Below are 20,367 nucleotides of genomic sequence, written 5' to 3' on the forward strand. Positions count from 1 at the left end.
AATTCACCGCCACTAGCGGCTAAAATAGTCGGTTACCCCTTATTATTTCTCTTTATGTAAGTGTCGATTAAACGCCAATGAAATCACATACTCAATCTTTACTCGCTGAATCTTTAAATGCCCTTAAACAACAAGGGATTGTTCCTGCAGATTTTGAAGCTCGTATTCAAGTCGACCGAACGAAAGATAAAAGCCACGGTGATTTTGCAACTAACTTGGCAATGATGCTAACTAAAGCTGCGGGCAAGAATCCACGTGAACTAGCCCAACTGCTTATCGATAACCTGCCTGAATCTAGCCATGTTGAGAAAGTTGAAATAGCAGGCCCAGGCTTTATCAACTTCTTTATCGATGATAATGCCCTAGCCAATCAGCTTATGGCTGCGCTTAACAGCGACACATTAGGTATCGAACTGCCAGCATCACAAACTGTAGTTGTCGATTACTCTTCGCCAAACTTAGCCAAAGAGATGCACGTAGGTCACCTACGTTCAACCATTATCGGTGACAGTGTGGTGCGCGCCCTTGAATTTATGGGTCACAAAGTTATTCGTCAAAACCACGTGGGCGACTGGGGAACTCAGTTCGGTATGCTACTTGCCTATATGGAAGAGCTTCGCGCTGCCAATGGCGAGCAAGCCAAAATGGAGCTGTCTGATCTAGAGACATTCTACCGCGCCGCTAAAGTCCGCTTCGACGAGTCTGAAGAGTTCGCTACCCGCGCACGTAAGCTTGTTGTTGCACTGCAATCGGGCGACGAGTACTGCAATAAACTGTGGCGCGAATTTAACGATATCTCACTAAGCCATTGTCATGAGCTGTATGAGCGTCTAGGCGTAAGCTTGACTCGCGCTGATGTTCGCGGCGAAAGCGCTTATAACAGTGACCTTGCACAAGTGGTTGCTGACTTAGATTCACAAGGTCTATTGTCTGAAAGCAACGGCGCAAAAGTTGTTTTCCAAGACGAATTTAAAAATAAAGAAGGCGAGCCTCTACCGGTTATTATTCAAAAAGCCGATGGAGGTTACCTATATGCCACCAGCGATTTAGCCGCGATGCGCTATCGCTCAAATGTACTAAACGCTGACCGCGCACTGTACTTCGTAGATTTACGTCAGGCGTTACACTTCCAGCAAGTATTTAAGCTAGCTAAAACTGCTAAATTTGTTCGCGAAGAGATGAGCTTCGAGCACATGGGCTTTGGCACCATGAACGGCGAAGATGGTCGTCCATTTAAGACACGTTCTGGCGGTGTGGTTAAGCTTATTGATTTGTTAAAAGAAGCCGATATTCGTGCACTTGACCTTGTTCGCAGCAAAAATCCAGATATGGATGAAGCTGAACTTGCTGAGATTGCTCGTGTTGTAGGTATCGCCTCTGTTAAATACGCCGATCTTTCTAAGAACCGTGCTAGCGATTACATCTTTAGCTTTGAGCAGATGCTGAGCTTTGAAGGCAACACTGCACCTTACCTACTTTACGCCTACACCCGTGTAGCGGGTATCTTCAAGCGTGCTCAAGACGTTGATTTAAGCGATGCGAAAATCATTCTAGAGCACGAGAAAGAGAAAGACCTAGGTACTAAACTGGCACAGTTTGGCGAAGTCATGGCTCGTATGGTTAGCAAAGGCCAGCCACACGCCCTTTGCGGTTACCTGTTCGAACTTGCTGGCGCCTTCTCTAGTTTCTACGAAGCTTGCCCTGTATTGGCCGCAGAAACAGAAGAGCTGAAGAAGAGCCGTTTACTATTGTCGCAGCTTACTGCTAAGACACTAAAGCAAGGCTTGAATCTTCTAGGTCTAGAAACATTAGAACGGATGTAAGCTTTAGCTCATGACAAATCGTGATTATGCAAACCGTAAGCCTGCTCGAAAAGGTAAGAACAGCGCTCGCAAAAAGAGCTCAAAAGGGAGCGCTCCTAAGCGCTTCCCTATTCTGCTGTTGCTTATCACGCTAGCAGGTATAGGTGGCTTTGGTTATTTACTGTGGATATTAAGCAGTAATGACGAGCCGACAGCTGCTCCGGTAGTGGTTGAACAGCCAAAGAAAAAACCTGTTAAGAAGGATCCTGACGCACTTCCTCCTGTACCAAAAGAGGAGTGGACCTATCTTGAAGAGTTAGAGAACAAGAAGGTAGAGGTCGATCTACCTGAAGTCTCAGACAAACCTAAGCGCCCTTATCAGATGCAGTGCGGCTCGTTCAGAAAAGAGTCTCAGGCTAATGAGCTAAAAGCGATTATCGCTTTCCAAGGTCTAGAGGCTCAAGTACGTAAAGCCAAAGGCAGCAGCGGCACCTGGTATAAGGTGGTGCTAGGTCCTTACGACAAGAAACGTGATGCAGAAAGACAGCGCCATGTGCTGCAGAATTCTGGCACTAACGGCTGTCAGATCTGGTTCTGGGAAAGTTAAACCGCTAACCTTAATAAAAACGCTGCCTCGTGCAGCGTTTTTTTATGGCTGCAGATCCAGCCTGCCCTTGATATTCAATTCCGCATCCCCATATCTCTATTATCGTCAACCAGCAGGCATAACGCCTCTGGCTAGAGAAGAGGATTTATTGTGACCACAATCGTATCAGTACGCCGAAATAACCAAGTTGTTATCGCCGGTGATGGCCAAGTTTCTCTCGGTAACACCGTTATGAAAGGCAATGCTAAAAAAGTTCGTCGCTTGTACCACAACAAGGTACTTGCGGGCTTTGCAGGCAGTACAGCCGATGCATTCACCTTATTTGAGCGTTTCGAAGCTAAGCTTGAAATGCACCAAGGTCACCTAATGCGCGCCGCAGTTGAAATGGCTAAAGACTGGCGCTCAGATAAAGTTCTACGCAAACTAGAAGCCCTACTTGCCGTGGCCGACGCTGAATCTTCATTAATCATTACCGGCAACGGCGATGTTGTTCAGCCTGAAAATGATCTTATTGCGATTGGTTCCGGTGGCGCCTTTGCCCAATCAGCAGCTACTGCACTACTTGAAAACACTGACTTAAGTGCATTAGAAATTGCTGAAAAATCGCTGACAATTGCGGGTAATATTTGCGTATTTACCAACCAATTTAAGACTATTGAAGAATTAAAGTACTAAGCGACTCAGTCGTTTATACGAAAAATGCTGCAAAGCATGAGGAAAGATTATGTCTGAGATGACACCACGTGAAATTGTTCACGAGCTAGATAGCCACATTATCGGTCAACAAAAAGCTAAGCGCTCTGTCGCTATCGCTCTGCGTAACCGCTGGCGCCGTATGCAGCTTGCTGCTGACTTACGTCAAGAAGTGACGCCAAAGAACATCCTAATGATTGGCCCAACCGGTGTAGGTAAAACTGAGATTGCTCGTCGTCTAGCTCGCCTAGCTAAAGCGCCATTTATTAAAGTTGAAGCCACTAAGTTCACCGAAGTAGGCTATGTTGGTAAAGAAGTCGAGCAGATCATTCGCGATCTAACCGATTCGGCTATCAAGCTAACCCGCGAAGAGCAAATCAAAAAATGTAAGTTCCGCGCTGAAGAAGCCGCTGAAGAGCGCATTTTAGATGCCTTGTTGCCTAAGCCTAAGGAAGATTGGGACAGCGAAAAATCAGATGGCAGCGCCACACGTCAAATTTTCCGTAAGAAGCTTCGTGAAGGTCAGCTAGACGATAAAGAAATTGAGATCGATGTCTCTGCGCCACAGGCCGGTATTGAAATCATGTCTCCTCCTGGTATGGAAGAGATGACTAACCAGTTGCAGAGCATGTTCCAAAATATGGGACCGGGTGCTAGTAAGCGCCGAAAAATGCCAATCAAAGAAGCTTATAAGCTATTGATTGAAGAAGAAGCATCTAAGCTGATTAATCAAGAAGACTTAAAAGAGCAGGCGATCGAGCTTGTTGAGCAACACGGCATCGTATTCCTCGATGAGATCGATAAGATCTGTAAGCGTGGCGAATCGTCAGGCCCAGATGTGTCTCGTGAAGGTGTTCAGCGTGATCTACTGCCTCTTGTTGAAGGTTGTACGGTTAACACTAAACACGGCATGGTAAAAACCGACCACATCTTGTTTATCGCCTCGGGGGCTTTCCAGATGTCTAAGCCATCGGATCTGATCCCTGAGCTTCAAGGCCGTCTACCAATTCGTGTTGAATTAGATGCGTTAACCGCTGGTGACTTTAAGCGTATTCTGACTGAGCCTCATGCCTCGTTGACTGAGCAATATATTGCTTTGATGGGTACTGAAGGCGTCACAATCGAGTTTACTGAAGATGGTATCGACAGCATTGCTGAAGCCGCTTGGCAAGTGAACGAGCGCACTGAAAACATCGGTGCCCGTCGTCTACACACTGTGATGGAGCGCTTGATGGAAGAGCTTTCTTATGAAGCCTCTGACAAGTCAGGTTCTGTTACCGTTATCGATGCGGCTTATGTTAAGGCAAGCTTAGATAACTTGGTGCAAGACGAAGACTTAAGTCGCTATATTCTTTAAGCTAAGGCTAAAGTATCAGCTTAAAATCGACACCAAAGTAATGGCAAAATAAGTGATAGCGGTTAAGGACAAGATTGTGCTTAACCGCTATTGTGTTTCTAATACTCTTTAAATCACTCTGGTTAATAGATGACTCAAGACAACAACACTCCTAATGTTTCGGCACTAAAGCTAAAACGTAAATCTCGCCAGCTTGAGGTGACTTTCGATAACGGTGAAATCCACCAGCTAAGTTGTGAGATGTTACGTGTTTATTCACCTTCGGCCGAAGTACATGGCCACGGCAATCCTGTGCTAGTCACGCACAAGAAAAACGTCAATATCACTGCGATTGATCCTGTTGGTAATTACGCAGTTAAAATTACATTTGATGATGGCCACAATACCGGACTGTTTTCTTGGAAAGTCTTGCATGACCTTGCCACCCACCAAGTGGATCTATGGGAAAAGTATCTCGCTCGACTTCGCGCAGCTAAAGCTAGCCGAGAGCCGCTTATTGATATGACGGTGAAGTACCACAAGTAATAGCAATTCGACTCAAAGAACGTGAGATTGCCTCTATCGGGGCGATCTCTTCTTCCCTTTTATAAGCCTTAGTCATATCCAGCCACCAGCGCCACAGCATCCCCTTTTTATGAACCCTGAAGAAAAACTGCCCATATATCGCTCTATGCGGACTTATGTCCTCTATGCATTCACCCATGGCAATTACTATCGCCTGTAATCAAAAAAGAGGATTACTCATGACTGCACATATCAGTGGCAAAGCAGGCGATTTTGCTGAAACTATCATCATGCCGGGCGACCCGCTTCGCGCAAAATACATCGCAGAAAACTTCCTAGAAGATGCGGTGGAAGTCACCAACATTCGCAATATGCTAGGTTACACAGGCTTCTATAAAGGCCAGCGCATCTCGGTCATGGGCCACGGCATGGGTATCCCGTCGATGGTTCTCTATGCACATGAGCTTGTGGCAGACTTTGGTGTAAAGCGCATTATTCGTGTAGGTAGCCTAGGTGCGACTCAGCACGATGTGAAAATCAATGACGTCATCCTAGCTCAAGCAGCAGGTACTGATTCTCCAACCAATGCTAAGCGCAGCAGCGGCTATCAGATGGCAACATCTGCCACCTTTGACCTGCTACACAAGGCCTACATGATTGCCCAGAAAAAGCAGATCAACGTTAAAGTGGGTAACGTGTTTAGTGGTGACATGTATTACGACCCTGACGAAGACATGATCCCAGCCCTTGAGCGTTTCGGCGTACTGGGTGTTGATATGGAAGTAGCTGGCCTTTATGGTCTTGCTCACCATAAGGGTTTTGAGTCCCTAGCAATTTTAACTGTATCGGATCACTGCTTAACTGGCGAAGAGACCAGTGCAGAGGCTCGCCAGTTAACTTTCAATCAAATGATCGAGCTGGCATTAGAAACAGCCTGTCAGTAAATCTGAATAAGCCGCTCGAAGCCTAGCTTCCAGCGGCTTACTTTTTATTTGCTAGTTTTTTGTAATTAGCTTTTGATACAGCAAAATTAGGAACAGATGATGAAAAACAAAATCTCCTTAACCTTGCTCAGCTTTCTCGCCAACTTCGTGATGGCGGGTTTTGCGACGCAGTTCGGTATGCTCATTGAACCTATTAGCGATAAGTTCTCAGCCAACGTCAATGAAGTTGCCTCAATATTCTCTCTACTTAATGGCGGCGCCCTAGCAGGTACCATTGCAGCCTTCTTCTTAATTGAAAGAATTGGTGTAAAACGCATTACCCTGCTTAGCTACGTCAGCATTGCATTGAGCGCAGCGGCGCTACACTTCACTGGCTCTCTGAGCGTAGTCATGGTGGCAATGACTGTGATTGGCTTGTGTGGCGGCGTAGGCCTTTGTATCGCGGGTACCATTGTGGTTTCGGTGTGGAAGGACAAGATCCAAAGCACTATGTTAGTGGTACAAGATGCCACCTTTAACGTCGCTGGCGTAGTATTCCCATTGATCACCACGTATGCACTAAGCAATGCACTATCTTGGAGTTACAGCTATCTAGCAGTGGGGGTTGTAGCCCTAGCCACAGCGGCTATCGCACTGGCAACTAACTTCGAACTTTGTGAATCCAAAGGCGATAGTGAGCAGAGCAAAGACGAATCTGAGTGGAACCTTGGCATCATCAGCGGCGGTTTAGGCTTATTCCTCGGTATGCTAGCGCTTTACACCTTCCTCACCTGGGCACCTATGTTCGTTAAGACTAAGTTCGACATCCCATTTGAAGAAGCGGGTAATATCATTACACAATACTGGTCTGCCGCACTCGTGGGCGCACTTGTCTCTACAGTGATAGTGACTCGAGTTAAGATCCAGTACTTCCTGATGGGTATTATTTCACTAGCGTTTGTTATCACCAGCCTTATCGTCACCACTGAAAACTTAAGCTGGATTGGCTACTTAACCTATGGCTACGGCTTTGCCTGTGCGGCGCTGTATAACGCGTTTATCGCTTACGGCGTATCGTTTGTGAAAAATGCCAGCAGCCGTAATGTGTCTTATATCTTGATTAGTGGTAGTGCAGGCGCCATGTTTAGCCCTGCAATCAGCTCACTATTTGAAAGTATCATTGGCCTACAAACGGTGATGTATGCAATCCCTGTGATCTACGGATTAATCATTGCAATGTTGGTGCTATCTAACCGCCAAAAAGTGACGTTAACTCAGCAGGCAGCGTAAGCAACTAAAGCTCGGCCGATAGCTCCAAGCCTAAACATGGGTTTGGAGCTACTCTATAAAGGCTTTTAATCCCTCTAAATCGCAGGTAATCAGTCCCTCTCTTTCGCGCTTAATCAAATTAAGATCTTCGAGTTTTTTTTACTGCACGGCGATAAACCCTATCGGTTGTCGCAAATCGCTCCGCTTCTAAATAACACTTAAGTTTGGAGCTACTCTATAAAGGCTTTTAACCCCTCTAAATCGCAGATAATCAGCCCCTCTCTTTCGCGCTTAATCAAATTAAGATCTTCGAGTTTTTTTACCGCACGGCGATACACCCTATCGGTTGTCGCAAATCGCTCCGCTTCTAAATAACACTTAGTAAAACCTTCTACAGGCTGATCTTTCAGGTACTGATGATACAGATCGTAGGCAATATTGTAGGCAATGGGATACAGCATTCGACGGGTAAAGATATCTACGGTGTCTTGATAGTCAATGGCGATTGCGCTAGCAAAAAACAGCGCAAACTGTGGAGTTTTCACTAATGCCTGCTGCAATTTATCGCCATTGATGATAGATATTTCCAACGACTCTTCGGCAATGATATCTAGCTGGCATAGATATCCTGTAAAAAACTCCATCTCACCAAATATCTGTGAGTCACAGGTCATGGTTCCTAGCTGAAAACTACGACCATTTCGGGCGGTATACCCCATAGAGACACGTCCATGATTCACCAAGATCAGCGCGTTAATCTGCTGACCTTGCTCCATCAACTTATGCTGCGCAGCCACCGTTTTGGTCTCGGTAATACACTCTCGCATGATCTGCTCAATGGCATCATGTTCTTGCTCCCACAGTGAGTGGAAACGGCCTTTAGCGAGTGGTTTTAGTTGCATAGTGATCTAATTGAAATTCAGGCGATAGATACTGTGATTATACGCCTATATAAGCGATAGGTAATAGTCCGCCTAAACTCGGGGTCTCGATACACACCACTTAATGCCTTTATTCGCACCGCTCGTGTCTTATTATTGGTGCAGCTAAAGACTTCTAAGGACAGCCCCCCCCCCCCCGCAGCTAGGGGCTTTTTTTCTGCCAACTCACTGGCAAGCAGACCTCTTGCCATAATGATAGACATAAAGCCTCTGGCTGCTCCCAATCCCCCTTTAACAGCCAAGTGACTAGCGCATCACCCACTTCGGGATAACAAATAGGCTCAGGCATGGGGGCTTTTAACCAGCGGCGCAGAGCGTCGGGCTCTAGACTCTGCTTCATACACTCTGCAGCCCCCAACAACTCAAGCGCAGCGACATTAGACAGCTGCTCAAACTGACCGAGTAACGGTTTTATTAGCAGCTTTTTCCCTAGGGTTAGCGCTTCGCTTGCCAGCTCAAATCCCGCATTGCCGATCACGCCACCACAGCTCGCCATCGCCGCCTTAAATCCATATCTATCAAAACCGTGCCACTGAATATGCTCAGGTGGTATTTGCGAAGGCTGGCTTGCATGGTAAACCAAGAAGGTATAGTCACCAAAAGGCGCGAGGAACTTGACGATCTCATCGGCAGACTCGAACGGCAAGTAGACTAATATCTGATGGGTTAGTAGCTGTTCGACCTTATCGACCTCGACAAACGGCGGCAAAATAGGAAAGCCAAAATGGTGCCAATGACAGCCCAATGCAACATCCACTGGTGCAAAGTAGTTTAGTATTGCATCACTAAGCCAATTAGCGCCGACTTTTGGCACTGCAAACTTCAATGCAGCCTGATGACTGATCCCTATCGAGGGTATGCCCTGATTTTTTGCCGCCCAAGCAGATACGGGTTCAAAGTCGTTCAATACCAGATCATAACCACTAAGATCGAGGTTATTTACGTCCTTAAAGAAACCAACCCAGGCATTGTCCTTTGCGGTTTTTGCGATGCTAACACGGCCATTTTCGGTTACAAATGTTAACCCTGACTGGACTCGATACTCGCCAAAACATTGCATATCGAAAAAACGATCCGGCGTACGGCCGGAAAAGAAGAAGTCGACTTCGACGCCTTGTCGCTGCAGCGCTTTTACCATGACTCGAGCACGACTTAAGTGACCATTACCAGTCCCTTGAACACCATAAAGAATTCGCAAACGGCCTCCTAGATGAATTGTTGGCTCAATAATACAGAAACAATCCCAAGAATTGCGCCGGCAACTATATCCATTGGGTAGTGAACGCCGAGCACTATACGAGCTAAGCCAATCGCTACTGCCCAAGCTACCGCGATATAAAACAATTGCGGGTAAACTAGGTAGATACTGGTTGCCATAACAAAAGCCGCCGCAGTATGACCGGACGGAAGGCTAAACTTGTCGGCAGGCTCGAAACTGGCAATTCCATCACTCAGGGCATGACATGGCCGCGGACGGCGGATCATATTCTTAAGCGCAAAATACAATGGGAGCTCAACAAGGTATGCAGCAACCAGAGCGTTTAATAACGCTTCGCCTCGACTATCTATGATGAGACACGCCACCGCTAAATATAAGTACACAGGGCCATTGCCCGATGCAGATAACTTTAATGCCAGCTTCTGCAGTCCGTGCTCTTGGCCTTTTTGCACTACATAGTAGTAGAGCTTTCTGTCAAACGACGTTATTGAAGTCATTATTCCCGCCTCTATCTGTTCTTATGATAGGAAGCTATGAAAACTCTATGACACGACAGTGACAGCCTATATATAGTTTTATGACACTGAATTTATGCGAAGGCTTGCAATACTAATCAGTATAATAAGAAGGGAGTGAAATGATTGACTCATGTTAACCAACCTAAAGCTGATGCAGTAGGTTGGCTTAACACAAATGACTTGGCTTATTCAGCAGCGAGTTTAGGGTTGTTGCGATTACGGTATAGCTTTAATAAGTGGTAAATGTTGATACAAGCAACAAAGGCGTTCATACCAGCCACTGGCCAAGCTTCGATTGAAGCGCCGTAAATGACAAATAAGCTACAGCCAGTAAAGTTCAGGCATCTCAACCAAATAATGTCTTTCATCATTAGTGAAATAGCCACCATCACTGAGGCGGCATAGCCAATGATTTCAATAGTATTAACAGCTTCCATAAGGCACCTTTTTTAGGCCCTATGCCTTCCCTAAGCTAACTGGGGGATCCGTGCCCCTAAAGCGGGTCAAAATTAAAGTTTAAGTTAAATTATCTGACGACATGCTAACAAAAATGAACGTCATTTGTAATAAAAAAACGTCTATTAATGACCTAAATCATATTTCAGTGCTTTTATTGAACAATTAGAAGAAATATTACTACAACAAATTCAAACCTTGCCTTAATCGACAATTGCGTGATTGATAACGCTTTTATTTTTAAGAATCCCTTATATACTGAGTGCAACTACTTGTTTGCTCGGACTTCTGAGCATCTCTATCTATCAGGAGTGTTCTTATGGAATACAACACCTCAGAACTTTGTGACACTTATATCGATGTTGTAGATGTTGTCGAACCCATGTTCAGTAATTATGGGGGTTCTAACTCTTTTGGTGGCTCTATCAGCACCATTAAATGTTTTGAAGACAACGGTCTTATCATTGATGCTGTGCAAGAAGATGGAGAAGGTAAAGTACTACTAATTGATGGCGGTGGTTCACTACGTCGCGCCCTTCTAGATGCAAGAATTGCAGAGGTTGCAGTAGCCAATAACTGGGAAGGCATTATCGTATACGGGACAGTCCGTGATGTTGATGCACTCGAAGATCTAGACATAGGTATTCAAGCATTAGCCTCTATTCCAGTAGGCGCCGACAGCAATGCAGTCGGCGAACTTGAGATCCCGGTAAACTTCGGTGGTGTAACTTTCCTACCAGGCGATCATGTTTACGCAGACAATACAGGTATCATCCTGTCGCCAGAGCCACTAGACATCGACTAATTACCGTCGCTGTAAATCGATTTTGAATAAGAGCCAGTCCTATGTGACTGGTTTTTTTATGTCGTAACCAAGGAGAGCTTGCAGCTAAATTTTAAGCGCTTAAACTAAAGCTCATATGATGAGTTCACTATAAGAATAACAAGATGCAGTATTTAAACCTCTTCAATGTCGCTAAGCTTTCTCTGCTACTCAACACCCGCGAGGGCGAGACTAAACTGGGGCAAGTCGTACAGTTGACCAACGCCTCACAAGATTTAGCCACGAATTTAGCCCAAGCAAAATCAAACGGCGTCCGCTTTGCAATTATCGGCATTGGAGAGGATATCGGTCCACGCGCCAATTTAGGCCGAGGTGGGGCAACCGATGCCTTCGATAGCGCCATGGGGCAATTCCTCAACTTGCAGTCGAACCGTTTCCTAACTGGCGAACAATCCCTAGTGCTGGGTCAAGTCGACACTCAAGATCTGCAGCTGCCAGCTAACGCCTCTGCCGACGCCTTAAGAGATAATGTCGAAAAACTCGATCAGCGGGTGATCCAACTACTCTCGGTGGTGTTTAGTGCTGGGTTAGAGCCTATCGTTATCGGCGGCGGCCATAACAATGCTTATGGTTTGCTCATGGCGGCAAAAGCCAGCCTTAAGCGCCCAATTGCCGCAGTTAACCTGGACCCACACTCAGATTTTAGACCTAAAGAGGGTCGACACAGCGGTAATGGCTTTAGCTACGCCGCCGCCTCTGGTGCATTGGCCTTTTATCACGTACTTGGCTTGCATGAGCTTAAAAATAGCGAAACCACACTAGAGCAACTTAAAGCTTTTGGCGGCCACTGGCATACTTACCAGCAAATTTGGGTCCGACGAGAGCAGAGTTTAGAAACTGCGTTAAGGAGCATCGCGAAAGATCTGAATAACACTCAACTTCCCGTTGCAATAGAGCTAGACCTCGATGCCATAACCAACATGCCGAGCAGCGCGTCCACTGCTGCTGGCATCCCCTTGCTGGATGCCTTATTTTACGTCAATTATATCGCTAAGCATTGCCCTGCCGCCTACTTGCACTTAGCAGAGGCCGCGCCAAGCTGCCACGTTGCCGGAACCCTTGCTGGTCACCGTGAAACAGGCCAAAGTATCAGTGAGTTGATCTACTCCTATATCAGTGGTCGTATTAATGCACTATAGCCATTAATAATTATTCAACAATGACAAATAGTGTGTTGTAATGCGCTGTCAATTTTGCGATAGCCCGCGTAATCACTCATTTTCTTATTATCATTAAGTGGATAGTTAACATTCGTCACAGACTGATAGATGAAAGATTCAGCAATCCGCTTCGATGGCTTACAATCGCACCAATTTAATTGCTAATGTATAGGAACAGATAGATGTCAGACGACTCTTCAAACAGCACTCACTTCGGTTATAAAACTGTCGAAGCTGAAAAGAAAGCCGACATGGTTGCTGGCGTATTTCATTCTGTCGCAGCAAAATACGACATTATGAATGACGTTATGTCTTTCGGTATCCACCGCATGTGGAAACGCTTCACTATCGAAAGTGCAGGTGCACGTCCAGGCATGAAAGTATTAGATCTTGCAGGTGGTACTGGTGATTTAACCGCGAAGTTTTCTCGTATCGTCGGTGAAACAGGCCAAGTAACCCTAGCCGATATTAACGACTCTATGCTTAAAGTTGGTCGTGAAAAGCTACGTGACAAAGGTATTGTTGGTAACGTTAACTACGTCCAAGCTAATGCCGAAGCCTTGCCTTTCCCTGATAATCATTTTGATATTATCACCATCGCTTTTGGTCTACGAAATGTGACCAACAAAGATGCTGCAATCGCTTCTATGTTGCGCGTACTTAAGCCTGGTGGAAAGCTATTAGTACTTGAGTTTTCAAAGCCTCAGCATGAGATTATGCGTAAAATCTATGACATCTATAGCTTTAAAGTACTACCAAAAATGGGTTCTTTAATCACTAAAGATGCAGACAGCTATGAATACCTTGCTGAGTCAATTCGTATGCACCCAGATCAAGATACCTTAAAGCAGATGATGGAAGATGCAGGCTTTGAACAAGTCAATTATACCAATATGACTGACGGTATCGTTGCCTTACACAAGGGTTATAAATTCTGATAGGGCTCACTATGTCTCGTGACTTGTCACTACTGACCTGTGCCGCGATTGAGATCAGCTTAAACAAGCTGATCTCTCAATCTCCTGAAGATTACGCTAAGTTGCGTAATCTTCATGGCAAAGTGCTATGCATCCAGCTTTCACAGCTTAGCTGGCCGCTATACTTTCTGTTTGCTAAAGAGATCCAAGTCTTCTCGCGCTATGAAGGCGAAGTCACGACCAAAGTCAATGCCGATGCTACCACCCTCTACCAACTAACTGAGGGGGCAAATCTCACCGAACTGATCAAACAAGATAAGCTCAGTCTCGAGGGTGATCTCAGCTTATTACAAACATTCAGCCATTATATGCAACAAGTTGAAGTCGACTTTGCAGAGCCTCTATCGCACTACATTGGTGATGCCCCGACCCACTTTATTCATCAGGGGCTCAAACAAGCCAAGCAAGATGTCACTAAGGTTCTACGTAAGACACGTTCACATCTTGGACAACTGACCACTGAAGAGTATCGACTCGCTCCCCATAAGCTCGAATATATCTATTTAAGTGATAGAATCGATGACTTAGCCGCCGATGTCGAGGCGACAGCTACACGGATTGACCAGCTTATCAACAGGGTAAAAACACAACCATGACAGTAAAAAGTATCAGGCGCGCTTATCACGTTATTCGTACTGCATTGCATTACGGACTGGATGATTTACTTCCCCCTAAGTTAACGCCTTGGTACTTCAAACTCTTAAGGTACTGCTTCTTTTGGCTACGAAATCAACACAAAGATAAAGTCGGTGGTGAGCGGTTAAAGCTTGCGATGCAAGAGCTTGGGCCTGTCTACATCAAGTTTGGACAGATGCTGTCGACTCGTCGTGACCTGTTATCTGATGAGTGGGCCGAAGAACTTGCCATGTTGCAAGATAGGGTGCCACCGTTTGACTCAGCAATTGCAAGGGAATCTATCGAGAAGGAACTCAATGCTCCAATCGAACGCTACTTTAACGACTTTGACGACACCCCGCTGGCTTCGGCCTCTATCTCTCAAGTTCATACTGCCACGCTGAAATCTAATGGCGCAGCTGTCGTCCTCAAAGTATTACGCCCAGATGTTGAGAAGAAGGTTCATGCAGATTTACTGCTGATGTCACAAGCTGCCGATTTTCTAGAGAGGCTGCTAGGTGCAAATAATCGCTTACGTCCTGCTGAAGTGGTTGAAGACTACCGTACGACCATAGAGGGCGAGCTCAACCTCAAACTCGAAGCGCTCAATGCCATAAAGTTACGCAATAACTTTATCGACTCCAATGCACTCTACATCCCCTATATGTATGAAGAGTTATGCTTCACGCGACTAATTGTTATGGAGCGTATCGACGGCATTCCAGTATCAGATAAAGTAGCACTAGAAGCCCAAGGCACTAACTTAAAGCTGCTTGCTGAGCGTGGTGTAGAGCTGTTCTTCACTCAAGTATTCCGTGATAACTTTTTCCACGCAGACATGCACCCAGGCAATGTATTCGTCAGTAGAGAGCATCCTAACGACCCTTTCTATATCGGTTTAGATTGCGGCATCATGGGTACGCTTACCGATGAGGATAAACGCTACTTGGCCGAGAATTTCTTAGCCTTCTTCAATCGCGACTATCGCCGCATTGCTCAGCTTTATATTGAGTCGGGCTGGGTCTCAGCCGATACCGATGTGGGTGCCTTCGAACAAGCGGTAAAAGTGGTTTGTGAGCCGATGTTTAACAAACCACTAGATGAGATATCATTTGGCCATGTGCTGCTTGAGCTATTTAGAACCGCACGTCGCTTCGACATGGTGGTGCAACCACAGCTGGTTTTACTCGAAAAAACCCTACTGTATATCGAAGGGCTTGGGCGTCAACTGTATCCGCAACTGGATTTATGGCAAACGGCTAAACCTTTCTTAGAGCAGTGGATGGCCGAGCAGGTTGGTCCTAAAGCCATGGCAGCAAAAGTTAAGCAGCAGTTACCTTATTGGGCCGAACACTTGCCTGAACTGCCAGAACTTATCTATGACAACTTGAAAATAGGTCGCGACCTATCTAAAAATCAAAACAAATTGTTAGATCGGTATCTCAAACATCAGCAAAAAGCTCATAAAAGTAACTATCTGTTGATTACATCGGCCATTTTAGTGATCTGTGGCACTATTTTGTTAAACCAAGACGCTACACTATGGCCCTCTTATGGCAGTATTGGCATAGGCATCACTCTGTGGGTGCTGGGATGGCGATCGAGACCAAAGAATCGCAAAATTTAGCTAGACCTAAATAACCAAAGGTTCATAATAGAACCAGTATCTAATCAAGAGGATTCATCCATGGGTGGCATTAGTATTTGGCAACTTCTTATCATTGCTTTAATTGTCGTATTATTGTTTGGAACTAAGAAGTTACGTTCACTAGGCGGCGATTTAGGTGGTGCAGTTAAGGGCTTTAAGAACGCCATGTCTTCTGAAGAAGAGAAGAAAGCTCTAGAAGAAAACGCAACTGACAAGCCAGCTGCTGACACTGCTAAAGTGACAGAAACTGCAAAAGTTGCTGAGACAGCCGAGAAAAAGGCTGAGTCTAAAGGTAAAGAACAGGCGTAATCGACTATGTTCGACGGTATCGGCTTTATGGAGTTGCTGCTGATTGGGATCTTGGGCCTAGTAGTACTTGGCCCAGAAAGACTTCCAACGGCTGTGCGCTCAATTTCTAGCTGGATCCGCGCCATGAAAAAAATGGCTAACTCGGTAAAAGACGAATTAGAGCAAGAGCTTAAAATTGAGCAACTGCACTCTGATTTGAAAAATGCAGAGAGTCAGGGTTTAAAGAACCTTTCTCCAGAGTTACAGGATTCAATCGATCAATTAAAAGAAGCGGCTCAATCTGTTAATCGTCCTTATCAAGTAGAAGACGTGCCTGCGGCGAAAGAAACTCCTGCCAAAGAAACACCAACTGCTGAAAAAAGTACGACTACAGGTGCTAATTCAGACAAACCTAACGGGTAGTCCATGTCACAACAGCAGCCATTAATCAGCCATCTGCTCGAGTTGCGCACTAAGTTACTGCGGGCAATTGGCAGTGTTCTTTTGGTGTTTATTTGCTTGGTATATTGGGCAAACGATATCTACCATTATATGGCCACCCCATTGATGCAGGCACTGCCTGAATCAAGCAGTATGATTGCAACCGATGTTGCTGCGCCATTTTTTGCCCCCTTTAAATTGACATTAGTTCTGTCGTTTTTTGTTGCAGTACCTTATGTCCTTTATCAAGTGTGGTCTTTTGTCGCACCTGGTCTGTATAAGCATGAAAAGCGCTTGGTTGTACCTCTACTAGCGAGCAGTACGTTGCTCTTCTATCTAGGTATCGCTTTCGCCTATTATATCGTTTTCCCTGTCGTATTTGGTTTCTTTACCAGCGTGGCCCCTGAAGGGGTTGAAGTTGCGACTGACATCAGCAGTTATTTGAATTTTATTCTAAAACTGTTCTTTGCATTTGGTTTGGCTTTTGAGATCCCAGTAGCGGTTGTCCTACTATGTTGGGCGGGTGTCACCACACCTGCAGAGCTAAAAGAGAAACGACCATATATCGTGGTCGGTGCATTTGTTATCGGTATGCTACTAACGCCACCAGATATCATCTCTCAAACTATGTTAGCGATCCCAATGCTAATTCTGTTTGAAGGCGGTTTAGTGGCTGCACGTTTCTACAGCAAGCCAGATGAAGATGAAGATGAAGATGAGACTGAGCAGGAAAAACCTGAGTCTTAGTACTATCAATCAGTAGTATTCTCAATAAATAGTCGTGTTTATAAAAGGTATTATCTTGTGATAACTCAACACAGATAATACCTTTTTTGTTTTCTACTCCCCGCTCAATCAATAACATTTGTGTTTCAATTGCCTCAATAAAATGTAAAATCAATCCGAACCTATTTATAAGGGATAAAGGAAGTTATTGATGATGAAAGCACAGCTACTCTTACTCACTACCGCGTCTTTAATGCTATCGAGCGCAGCCCAAGCATCTATCGAAACACAGTTAGCTAAATGCGCATCAATTGGAGACAAGCTCGAACGCTTAATTTGCTACGACAATCTTTCTTCATCACTTGGCACAAACACTGTCATTACCAAACAACCCGTCACAGAAACGGTCTCAGTTGCAGCCTCTACAGCCGTGGTTGTTTCGACTGAGAGTTCACATGATAACTTTGGCAAAGTGAAAAAAGCTGAGGCGGAAGAAGTCAGCAAGATCTATCTCGATGTGAGCAAGGTAGCTAAAGATCCCTACGGCGCAATGAAAATCCACTTTAGCAACGGCCAAGTTTGGAAACAGACTGACAGCCGTTCATTTAGATTAAAAGCAGAACAAACCGTCTATATAGAAAAAGCGGCATTAGGATCTTTCATGCTAGGCTCAGATGATCGCAATACAACCATTAGAGTAAAACGTTTAAAGTAATGCCAGAATATATGGATATAGCTGTCAACCTAGTTGGCAGCTCGCTTGAAAAAGACATTCAGCGAGTCGTCGATGATGCAGCGGCTCAGTCAGTCACCTCCATGGTGATTATTGGCAGTCACATCCAAGAGAGTGAACAGGCCATCAGTCTGTGTGAGCAGTTCCCAGGACAACTCTATTGTACCGCAGGTATTCACCCTCATCACGCCAGTGAATGGCAAACAGACAGTGCAGATATATTACGAAAATTAACCCTTTCTCCGAGCGTGATCGCTGTGGGCGAATGTGGTTTAGATTATAATCGCGACTTCTCCCCCAGAGATATGCAGCGCAAGGCATTTGCAGAGCAGTTGGCACTAGCCGTAGAACTCAAAATGCCTGTATTAATGCATGAGCGTGATGCCCATGATGATTTCCTAGCAATTCTAAAAGAATACCGTTCTGACCTGCCAGCGGCTCTGTTGCATTGCTTTACAGGCAATAAACAATCTCTCGATGCATATATAGAGTTGGATCTGTATTTAGGGGTGACGGGTTGGGTCTGCGATGAGCGCAGAGGACAAGAGCTAGCATCGCTCGTGCCTCACATTCCAGATGAGCGGATCTTGATTGAAACAGATAGCCCATACCTATTACCAAGAAGCATGCGCCCGAAACCAAAATCCAGTAAAAATGAACCTAAATATCTGCCATATATTGCTCAGTATGTTGCCGCTCTCAGACAGCAAAATATTAATGACTTTGCAGAGACAAGCTACAGAAATAGCCGTCGGTTCTTTGGTTTAGAGTATTAATGAAGGCCAAGCTTCTGCAACTTGTCCTTACCACATTATTGCTATTCTCTGGCTTAGTAACAGCTGGAGACCCCCTCATTATTACTAAGCATAGCGACGACAAAATTGAGCTAACATCCCAACTCTATATTACCCATGTGAATGCCACTATCGAACGGCTCGTGAACCCAGCCGTTCGATGGCAAAAATATGAACCAAAAGCGATGCTGGGCATTGGAGAAAAAGCCTATTGGGTTAGGTTATCCCTTAGCTATGAATCAGGTGTTTCTAGGCAGCAAATTATATCTATCGCAAATCCACATTTAGATCATATCGAGTTTTATCACTTCAGTGGCCCTACGCTGCTTAAACAATTACGAGCAGGCGACAGTTTGCCTTTCAACCAAAGGCCTATTATAAGCACTCATTTTCTGTACTCGTTTAATAACCACCAACAAGATAGCCATGATTTCTATTTGCGAGTGAAAACGTCCGGAACATTTAGCATACCGATGACCCTCTGGACTATCGATTCCTACTACCAAAATGCCGAACGACATTCGGTCTTTTATGGTTTTCAGATTGGCGTGTTAATAGCCATTGGTATCTTTAGCCTGTTAATCGCTGTGACTTCTCATTCATTCAGTTATAGCTATTATGCTGGTTTTGTACTCTCCATTACCCTTTTTGTTGCGAGCTTACACGGATTAGCATTTAGGTTTATCTGGCCAAATTTTCCGAGCGTGCAAGAGTTTGCTTTGCCAGCCCTACTGAGCCTATCTATGATGTTTGCCTTCTTGTTCTCAGAGAAGGCAATGCACCTTAAGTACCACAATCAGACTATGCTGCGACTCTGTCGAGCTAGTGCCGCAATGTCTTTAGTGCTGCTTTTAAGCGGGTTATTACTCAACTACTCAACTGCGTTAACGATCAATATTTACGCGGTAATGCTTTCCAGCATATTATTAATGTGCATGTCTCTCGCCCAAGCTTTCAAAGGCAATAAGCTAGCAAAGTTCTTTGCTATAGGCTGGGCAGGTATGATGTTAGGGGCATTGATATCTGGTGCTATATATCTAGGTTTGCTTCACTGGGACCTTCAAGCTAAAACTCCTTTTATGATTGGCCTAAGTTTAGAGGTTGTTTTTATGGCAGCCCTACTCGCGATCCGCTATAACGATGAACGCCTAAATAAATTAAAAATACAGAAAGACGCACTCATTCAAGCAAATAAAGCACAGGAGACCAAAGAAGAGGCGTTACGCATCGAAGCTAGAAGTAGCGAAAAGTTATCTCAAATGGTTCAAGAACGCACCCTAGAACTAGAGATTGCCCTACGAGAACTCAATGAGGCAAATCAGAAACTCACCGAACAGACAAGAGTAGACAGCCTGACAGGCGTTAAAAATCGCGCCTCATTCGATAAACGTATCATGGCCGAAGGTCGAATTAGTCGAAGACAGCAGACCCCATTATCAATTTTAATGCTGGATATCGATCGCTTTAAATTAATTAATGACTCCTATGGCCACCTAGCTGGCGATCAAGCTTTACGCGTAATCGCCGATAAATTAAAAGAAACTTTAAAGCGACCAACCGATCTAGTGTCACGTTTTGGCGGAGAGGAGTTTGCTATTATATTACCCAACACTGATAAAATAGGTGCACAGCAAGTAGCTGAGACGTTAAGGAAAGTTATCTGCGAACTGCCTATTAGTTGGGGGGAAGACAGTATCCCTCTAACAGTTAGTATTGGGGTGAGTAGCGAAATTATTACCTCAGAAGAACATACTACTTTATTATTAGAACAAGCAGATAAAGCACTTTATCAAGCAAAGAATGACGGGCGTAACCGAGTAAGACTCTACAGCCCCGATCAAGATTAATATCA

The 20,367-nt window shown here is 45.0% G+C and carries 22 protein-coding genes; 18 read left to right on the forward strand and 4 right to left on the reverse strand.

From position 1 onward, the window contains the following. Positions 1-77: 77 nt before the first annotated feature. The 7 genes from argS to tsgA all read left to right on the forward strand — a co-directional run bounded on the left by argS (position 78) and on the right by tsgA (position 7,176). Positions 78-1,823, forward strand: coding sequence for an arginine--tRNA ligase (gene argS, locus SPEA_RS19845; protein WP_012156972.1), 1,746 nt, complete (start codon positions 78-80; stop codon positions 1,821-1,823). 10 nt (positions 1,824-1,833) lie between these two features. Next, entirely contained in the window at positions 1,834-2,409 is a 576-nt protein-coding gene (locus tag SPEA_RS19850; protein ID WP_012156973.1) for an SPOR domain-containing protein, read from the forward strand. Between the two features lie 150 nt (positions 2,410-2,559). Continuing rightward, positions 2,560-3,084 carry an ATP-dependent protease subunit HslV gene (gene hslV, locus SPEA_RS19855; protein WP_012156974.1) on the forward strand — a complete coding sequence of 175 codons (525 nt, stop codon included), beginning with the start codon at positions 2,560-2,562 and terminating at the stop codon, positions 3,082-3,084. Between the two features lie 49 nt (positions 3,085-3,133). Continuing rightward, complete coding sequence (hslU, locus tag SPEA_RS19860; protein ID WP_012156975.1) at positions 3,134-4,459, forward strand: ATP-dependent protease ATPase subunit HslU; 1,326 nt, start codon at positions 3,134-3,136, stop codon at positions 4,457-4,459. Between the two features lie 129 nt (positions 4,460-4,588). Further along, the gene (locus SPEA_RS19865; RefSeq protein ID WP_012156976.1) at positions 4,589-4,984 is read left to right on the forward strand and encodes a gamma-butyrobetaine hydroxylase family protein; all 396 of its coding nucleotides are present in this window, start codon (positions 4,589-4,591) and stop codon (positions 4,982-4,984) included. Positions 4,985-5,202: 218 nt separating this feature from the next. Then, positions 5,203-5,907 carry a purine-nucleoside phosphorylase gene (gene deoD, locus SPEA_RS19870; protein ID WP_012156977.1) on the forward strand — a complete coding sequence of 235 codons (705 nt, stop codon included), beginning with the start codon at positions 5,203-5,205 and terminating at the stop codon, positions 5,905-5,907. A 99-nt stretch (positions 5,908-6,006) separates the two neighbouring features. Continuing rightward, complete coding sequence (gene tsgA / locus SPEA_RS19875) at positions 6,007-7,176, forward strand: MFS transporter TsgA (RefSeq protein ID WP_086024327.1); 1,170 nt, start codon at positions 6,007-6,009, stop codon at positions 7,174-7,176. A gap of 209 nt (positions 7,177-7,385) precedes the next feature. On the opposite strand, the gene SPEA_RS19880 is transcribed toward tsgA, so the two are convergent. The 4 genes from SPEA_RS19880 to SPEA_RS19895 all read right to left on the reverse strand — a co-directional run bounded on the left by SPEA_RS19880 (position 7,386) and on the right by SPEA_RS19895 (position 10,270). Then, entirely contained in the window at positions 7,386-8,057 is a 672-nt protein-coding gene (locus SPEA_RS19880) for a Crp/Fnr family transcriptional regulator (protein ID WP_012156979.1), read from the reverse strand. A gap of 181 nt (positions 8,058-8,238) precedes the next feature. Continuing rightward, a complete protein-coding gene (locus SPEA_RS19885) occupies positions 8,239-9,294 on the reverse strand; it encodes an MJ1255/VC2487 family glycosyltransferase (RefSeq protein WP_012156980.1) in 1,056 nt (351 codons plus the stop codon). A gap of 8 nt (positions 9,295-9,302) precedes the next feature. Then, positions 9,303-9,815, reverse strand: a complete 513-nt coding sequence (locus tag SPEA_RS19890) for a phosphatase PAP2 family protein (RefSeq protein ID WP_041411123.1) — start codon at positions 9,813-9,815, stop codon at positions 9,303-9,305. A gap of 203 nt (positions 9,816-10,018) precedes the next feature. Beyond that, positions 10,019-10,270, reverse strand: coding sequence for a YgjV family protein (locus SPEA_RS19895; RefSeq protein ID WP_012156982.1), 252 nt, complete (start codon positions 10,268-10,270; stop codon positions 10,019-10,021). A gap of 338 nt (positions 10,271-10,608) precedes the next feature. On the opposite strand from SPEA_RS19895, the gene rraA reads away from it, so the two are divergent. The 11 genes from rraA (at position 10,609) to SPEA_RS19950 (ending at position 20,362) form a co-directional block, all read left to right on the forward strand. After that, positions 10,609-11,094, forward strand: a complete 486-nt coding sequence (gene rraA / locus SPEA_RS19900) for a ribonuclease E activity regulator RraA (protein WP_012156983.1) — start codon at positions 10,609-10,611, stop codon at positions 11,092-11,094. Positions 11,095-11,237: 143 nt separating this feature from the next. Continuing rightward, complete coding sequence (locus SPEA_RS19905; protein WP_012156984.1) at positions 11,238-12,272, forward strand: formimidoylglutamase; 1,035 nt, start codon at positions 11,238-11,240, stop codon at positions 12,270-12,272. Between the two features lie 203 nt (positions 12,273-12,475). After that, positions 12,476-13,231, forward strand: coding sequence for a bifunctional demethylmenaquinone methyltransferase/2-methoxy-6-polyprenyl-1,4-benzoquinol methylase UbiE (gene ubiE, locus SPEA_RS19910; RefSeq protein ID WP_012156985.1), 756 nt, complete (start codon positions 12,476-12,478; stop codon positions 13,229-13,231). Between the two features lie 11 nt (positions 13,232-13,242). Next, positions 13,243-13,866, forward strand: coding sequence for a ubiquinone biosynthesis accessory factor UbiJ (locus SPEA_RS19915; RefSeq protein WP_012156986.1), 624 nt, complete (start codon positions 13,243-13,245; stop codon positions 13,864-13,866). Next, a complete protein-coding gene (ubiB, locus tag SPEA_RS19920; protein ID WP_012156987.1) occupies positions 13,863-15,512 on the forward strand; it encodes a ubiquinone biosynthesis regulatory protein kinase UbiB in 1,650 nt (549 codons plus the stop codon). Before SPEA_RS19915 ends, ubiB begins: the two co-directional genes overlap by 4 nt. A gap of 60 nt (positions 15,513-15,572) precedes the next feature. Beyond that, positions 15,573-15,842: a Sec-independent protein translocase subunit TatA gene (tatA, locus tag SPEA_RS19925; protein WP_012156988.1), complete on the forward strand. Its 270-nt coding sequence runs from the start codon at positions 15,573-15,575 to the stop codon at positions 15,840-15,842. 6 nt (positions 15,843-15,848) lie between these two features. Then, positions 15,849-16,244, forward strand: coding sequence for a Sec-independent protein translocase protein TatB (tatB, locus tag SPEA_RS19930; protein WP_012156989.1), 396 nt, complete (start codon positions 15,849-15,851; stop codon positions 16,242-16,244). 3 nt (positions 16,245-16,247) lie between these two features. Continuing rightward, positions 16,248-17,009, forward strand: coding sequence for a twin-arginine translocase subunit TatC (tatC, locus tag SPEA_RS19935; RefSeq protein WP_012156990.1), 762 nt, complete (start codon positions 16,248-16,250; stop codon positions 17,007-17,009). 190 nt (positions 17,010-17,199) lie between these two features. Further along, on the forward strand, positions 17,200-17,703 hold the full coding sequence (locus SPEA_RS19940) for a hypothetical protein (protein WP_012156991.1): 504 nt from the start codon (positions 17,200-17,202) through the stop codon (positions 17,701-17,703). Next, positions 17,703-18,497, forward strand: coding sequence for a TatD family hydrolase (locus tag SPEA_RS19945; RefSeq protein WP_012156992.1), 795 nt, complete (start codon positions 17,703-17,705; stop codon positions 18,495-18,497). The genes SPEA_RS19940 and SPEA_RS19945 overlap by 1 nt, the downstream gene beginning before the upstream one ends. Then, the gene (locus SPEA_RS19950; protein WP_012156993.1) at positions 18,497-20,362 is read left to right on the forward strand and encodes a sensor domain-containing diguanylate cyclase; all 1,866 of its coding nucleotides are present in this window, start codon (positions 18,497-18,499) and stop codon (positions 20,360-20,362) included. The genes SPEA_RS19945 and SPEA_RS19950 overlap by 1 nt, the downstream gene beginning before the upstream one ends. The last annotated feature ends 5 nt before the right edge of the window (positions 20,363-20,367 follow it).

Origin of the sequence: Shewanella pealeana ATCC 700345 (genome assembly GCF_000018285.1) — a bacterium.
GTDB lineage: Bacteria > Pseudomonadota > Gammaproteobacteria > Enterobacterales > Shewanellaceae > Shewanella > Shewanella pealeana.

Bases quoted from the DNA above. Each gene is read 5' to 3' on its own strand.
- SPEA_RS19850 (WP_012156973.1), top strand. From the start codon at position 1,834: ATGACAAATCGTGATTATGCAAACCGTAAGCCTGCTCGAAAAGGTAAG.
- hslU (WP_012156975.1), top strand. From the start codon at position 3,134: ATGTCTGAGATGACACCACGTGAAATTGTTCACGAGCTAGATAGCCAC.
- tatA (WP_012156988.1), top strand. From the start codon at position 15,573: ATGGGTGGCATTAGTATTTGGCAACTTCTTATCATTGCTTTAATTGTC.
- SPEA_RS19915 (WP_012156986.1), top strand. From the start codon at position 13,243: ATGTCTCGTGACTTGTCACTACTGACCTGTGCCGCGATTGAGATCAGC.
- rraA (WP_012156983.1), top strand. From the start codon at position 10,609: ATGGAATACAACACCTCAGAACTTTGTGACACTTATATCGATGTTGTA.
- SPEA_RS19905 (WP_012156984.1), top strand. From the start codon at position 11,238: ATGCAGTATTTAAACCTCTTCAATGTCGCTAAGCTTTCTCTGCTACTC.
- ubiB (WP_012156987.1), top strand. From the start codon at position 13,863: ATGACAGTAAAAAGTATCAGGCGCGCTTATCACGTTATTCGTACTGCA.
- SPEA_RS19895 (WP_012156982.1), bottom strand. From the start codon at position 10,270: ATGGAAGCTGTTAATACTATTGAAATCATTGGCTATGCCGCCTCAGTG.
- SPEA_RS19950 (WP_012156993.1), top strand. From the start codon at position 18,497: ATGAAGGCCAAGCTTCTGCAACTTGTCCTTACCACATTATTGCTATTC.
- SPEA_RS19880 (WP_012156979.1), bottom strand. From the start codon at position 8,057: ATGCAACTAAAACCACTCGCTAAAGGCCGTTTCCACTCACTGTGGGAG.
- SPEA_RS19945 (WP_012156992.1), top strand. From the start codon at position 17,703: ATGCCAGAATATATGGATATAGCTGTCAACCTAGTTGGCAGCTCGCTT.
- tatB (WP_012156989.1), top strand. From the start codon at position 15,849: ATGTTCGACGGTATCGGCTTTATGGAGTTGCTGCTGATTGGGATCTTG.
- tsgA (WP_086024327.1), top strand. From the start codon at position 6,007: ATGAAAAACAAAATCTCCTTAACCTTGCTCAGCTTTCTCGCCAACTTC.
- tatC (WP_012156990.1), top strand. From the start codon at position 16,248: ATGTCACAACAGCAGCCATTAATCAGCCATCTGCTCGAGTTGCGCACT.
- deoD (WP_012156977.1), top strand. From the start codon at position 5,203: ATGACTGCACATATCAGTGGCAAAGCAGGCGATTTTGCTGAAACTATC.
- SPEA_RS19940 (WP_012156991.1), top strand. From the start codon at position 17,200: ATGATGAAAGCACAGCTACTCTTACTCACTACCGCGTCTTTAATGCTA.
- SPEA_RS19865 (WP_012156976.1), top strand. From the start codon at position 4,589: ATGACTCAAGACAACAACACTCCTAATGTTTCGGCACTAAAGCTAAAA.
- argS (WP_012156972.1), top strand. From the start codon at position 78: ATGAAATCACATACTCAATCTTTACTCGCTGAATCTTTAAATGCCCTT.
- ubiE (WP_012156985.1), top strand. From the start codon at position 12,476: ATGTCAGACGACTCTTCAAACAGCACTCACTTCGGTTATAAAACTGTC.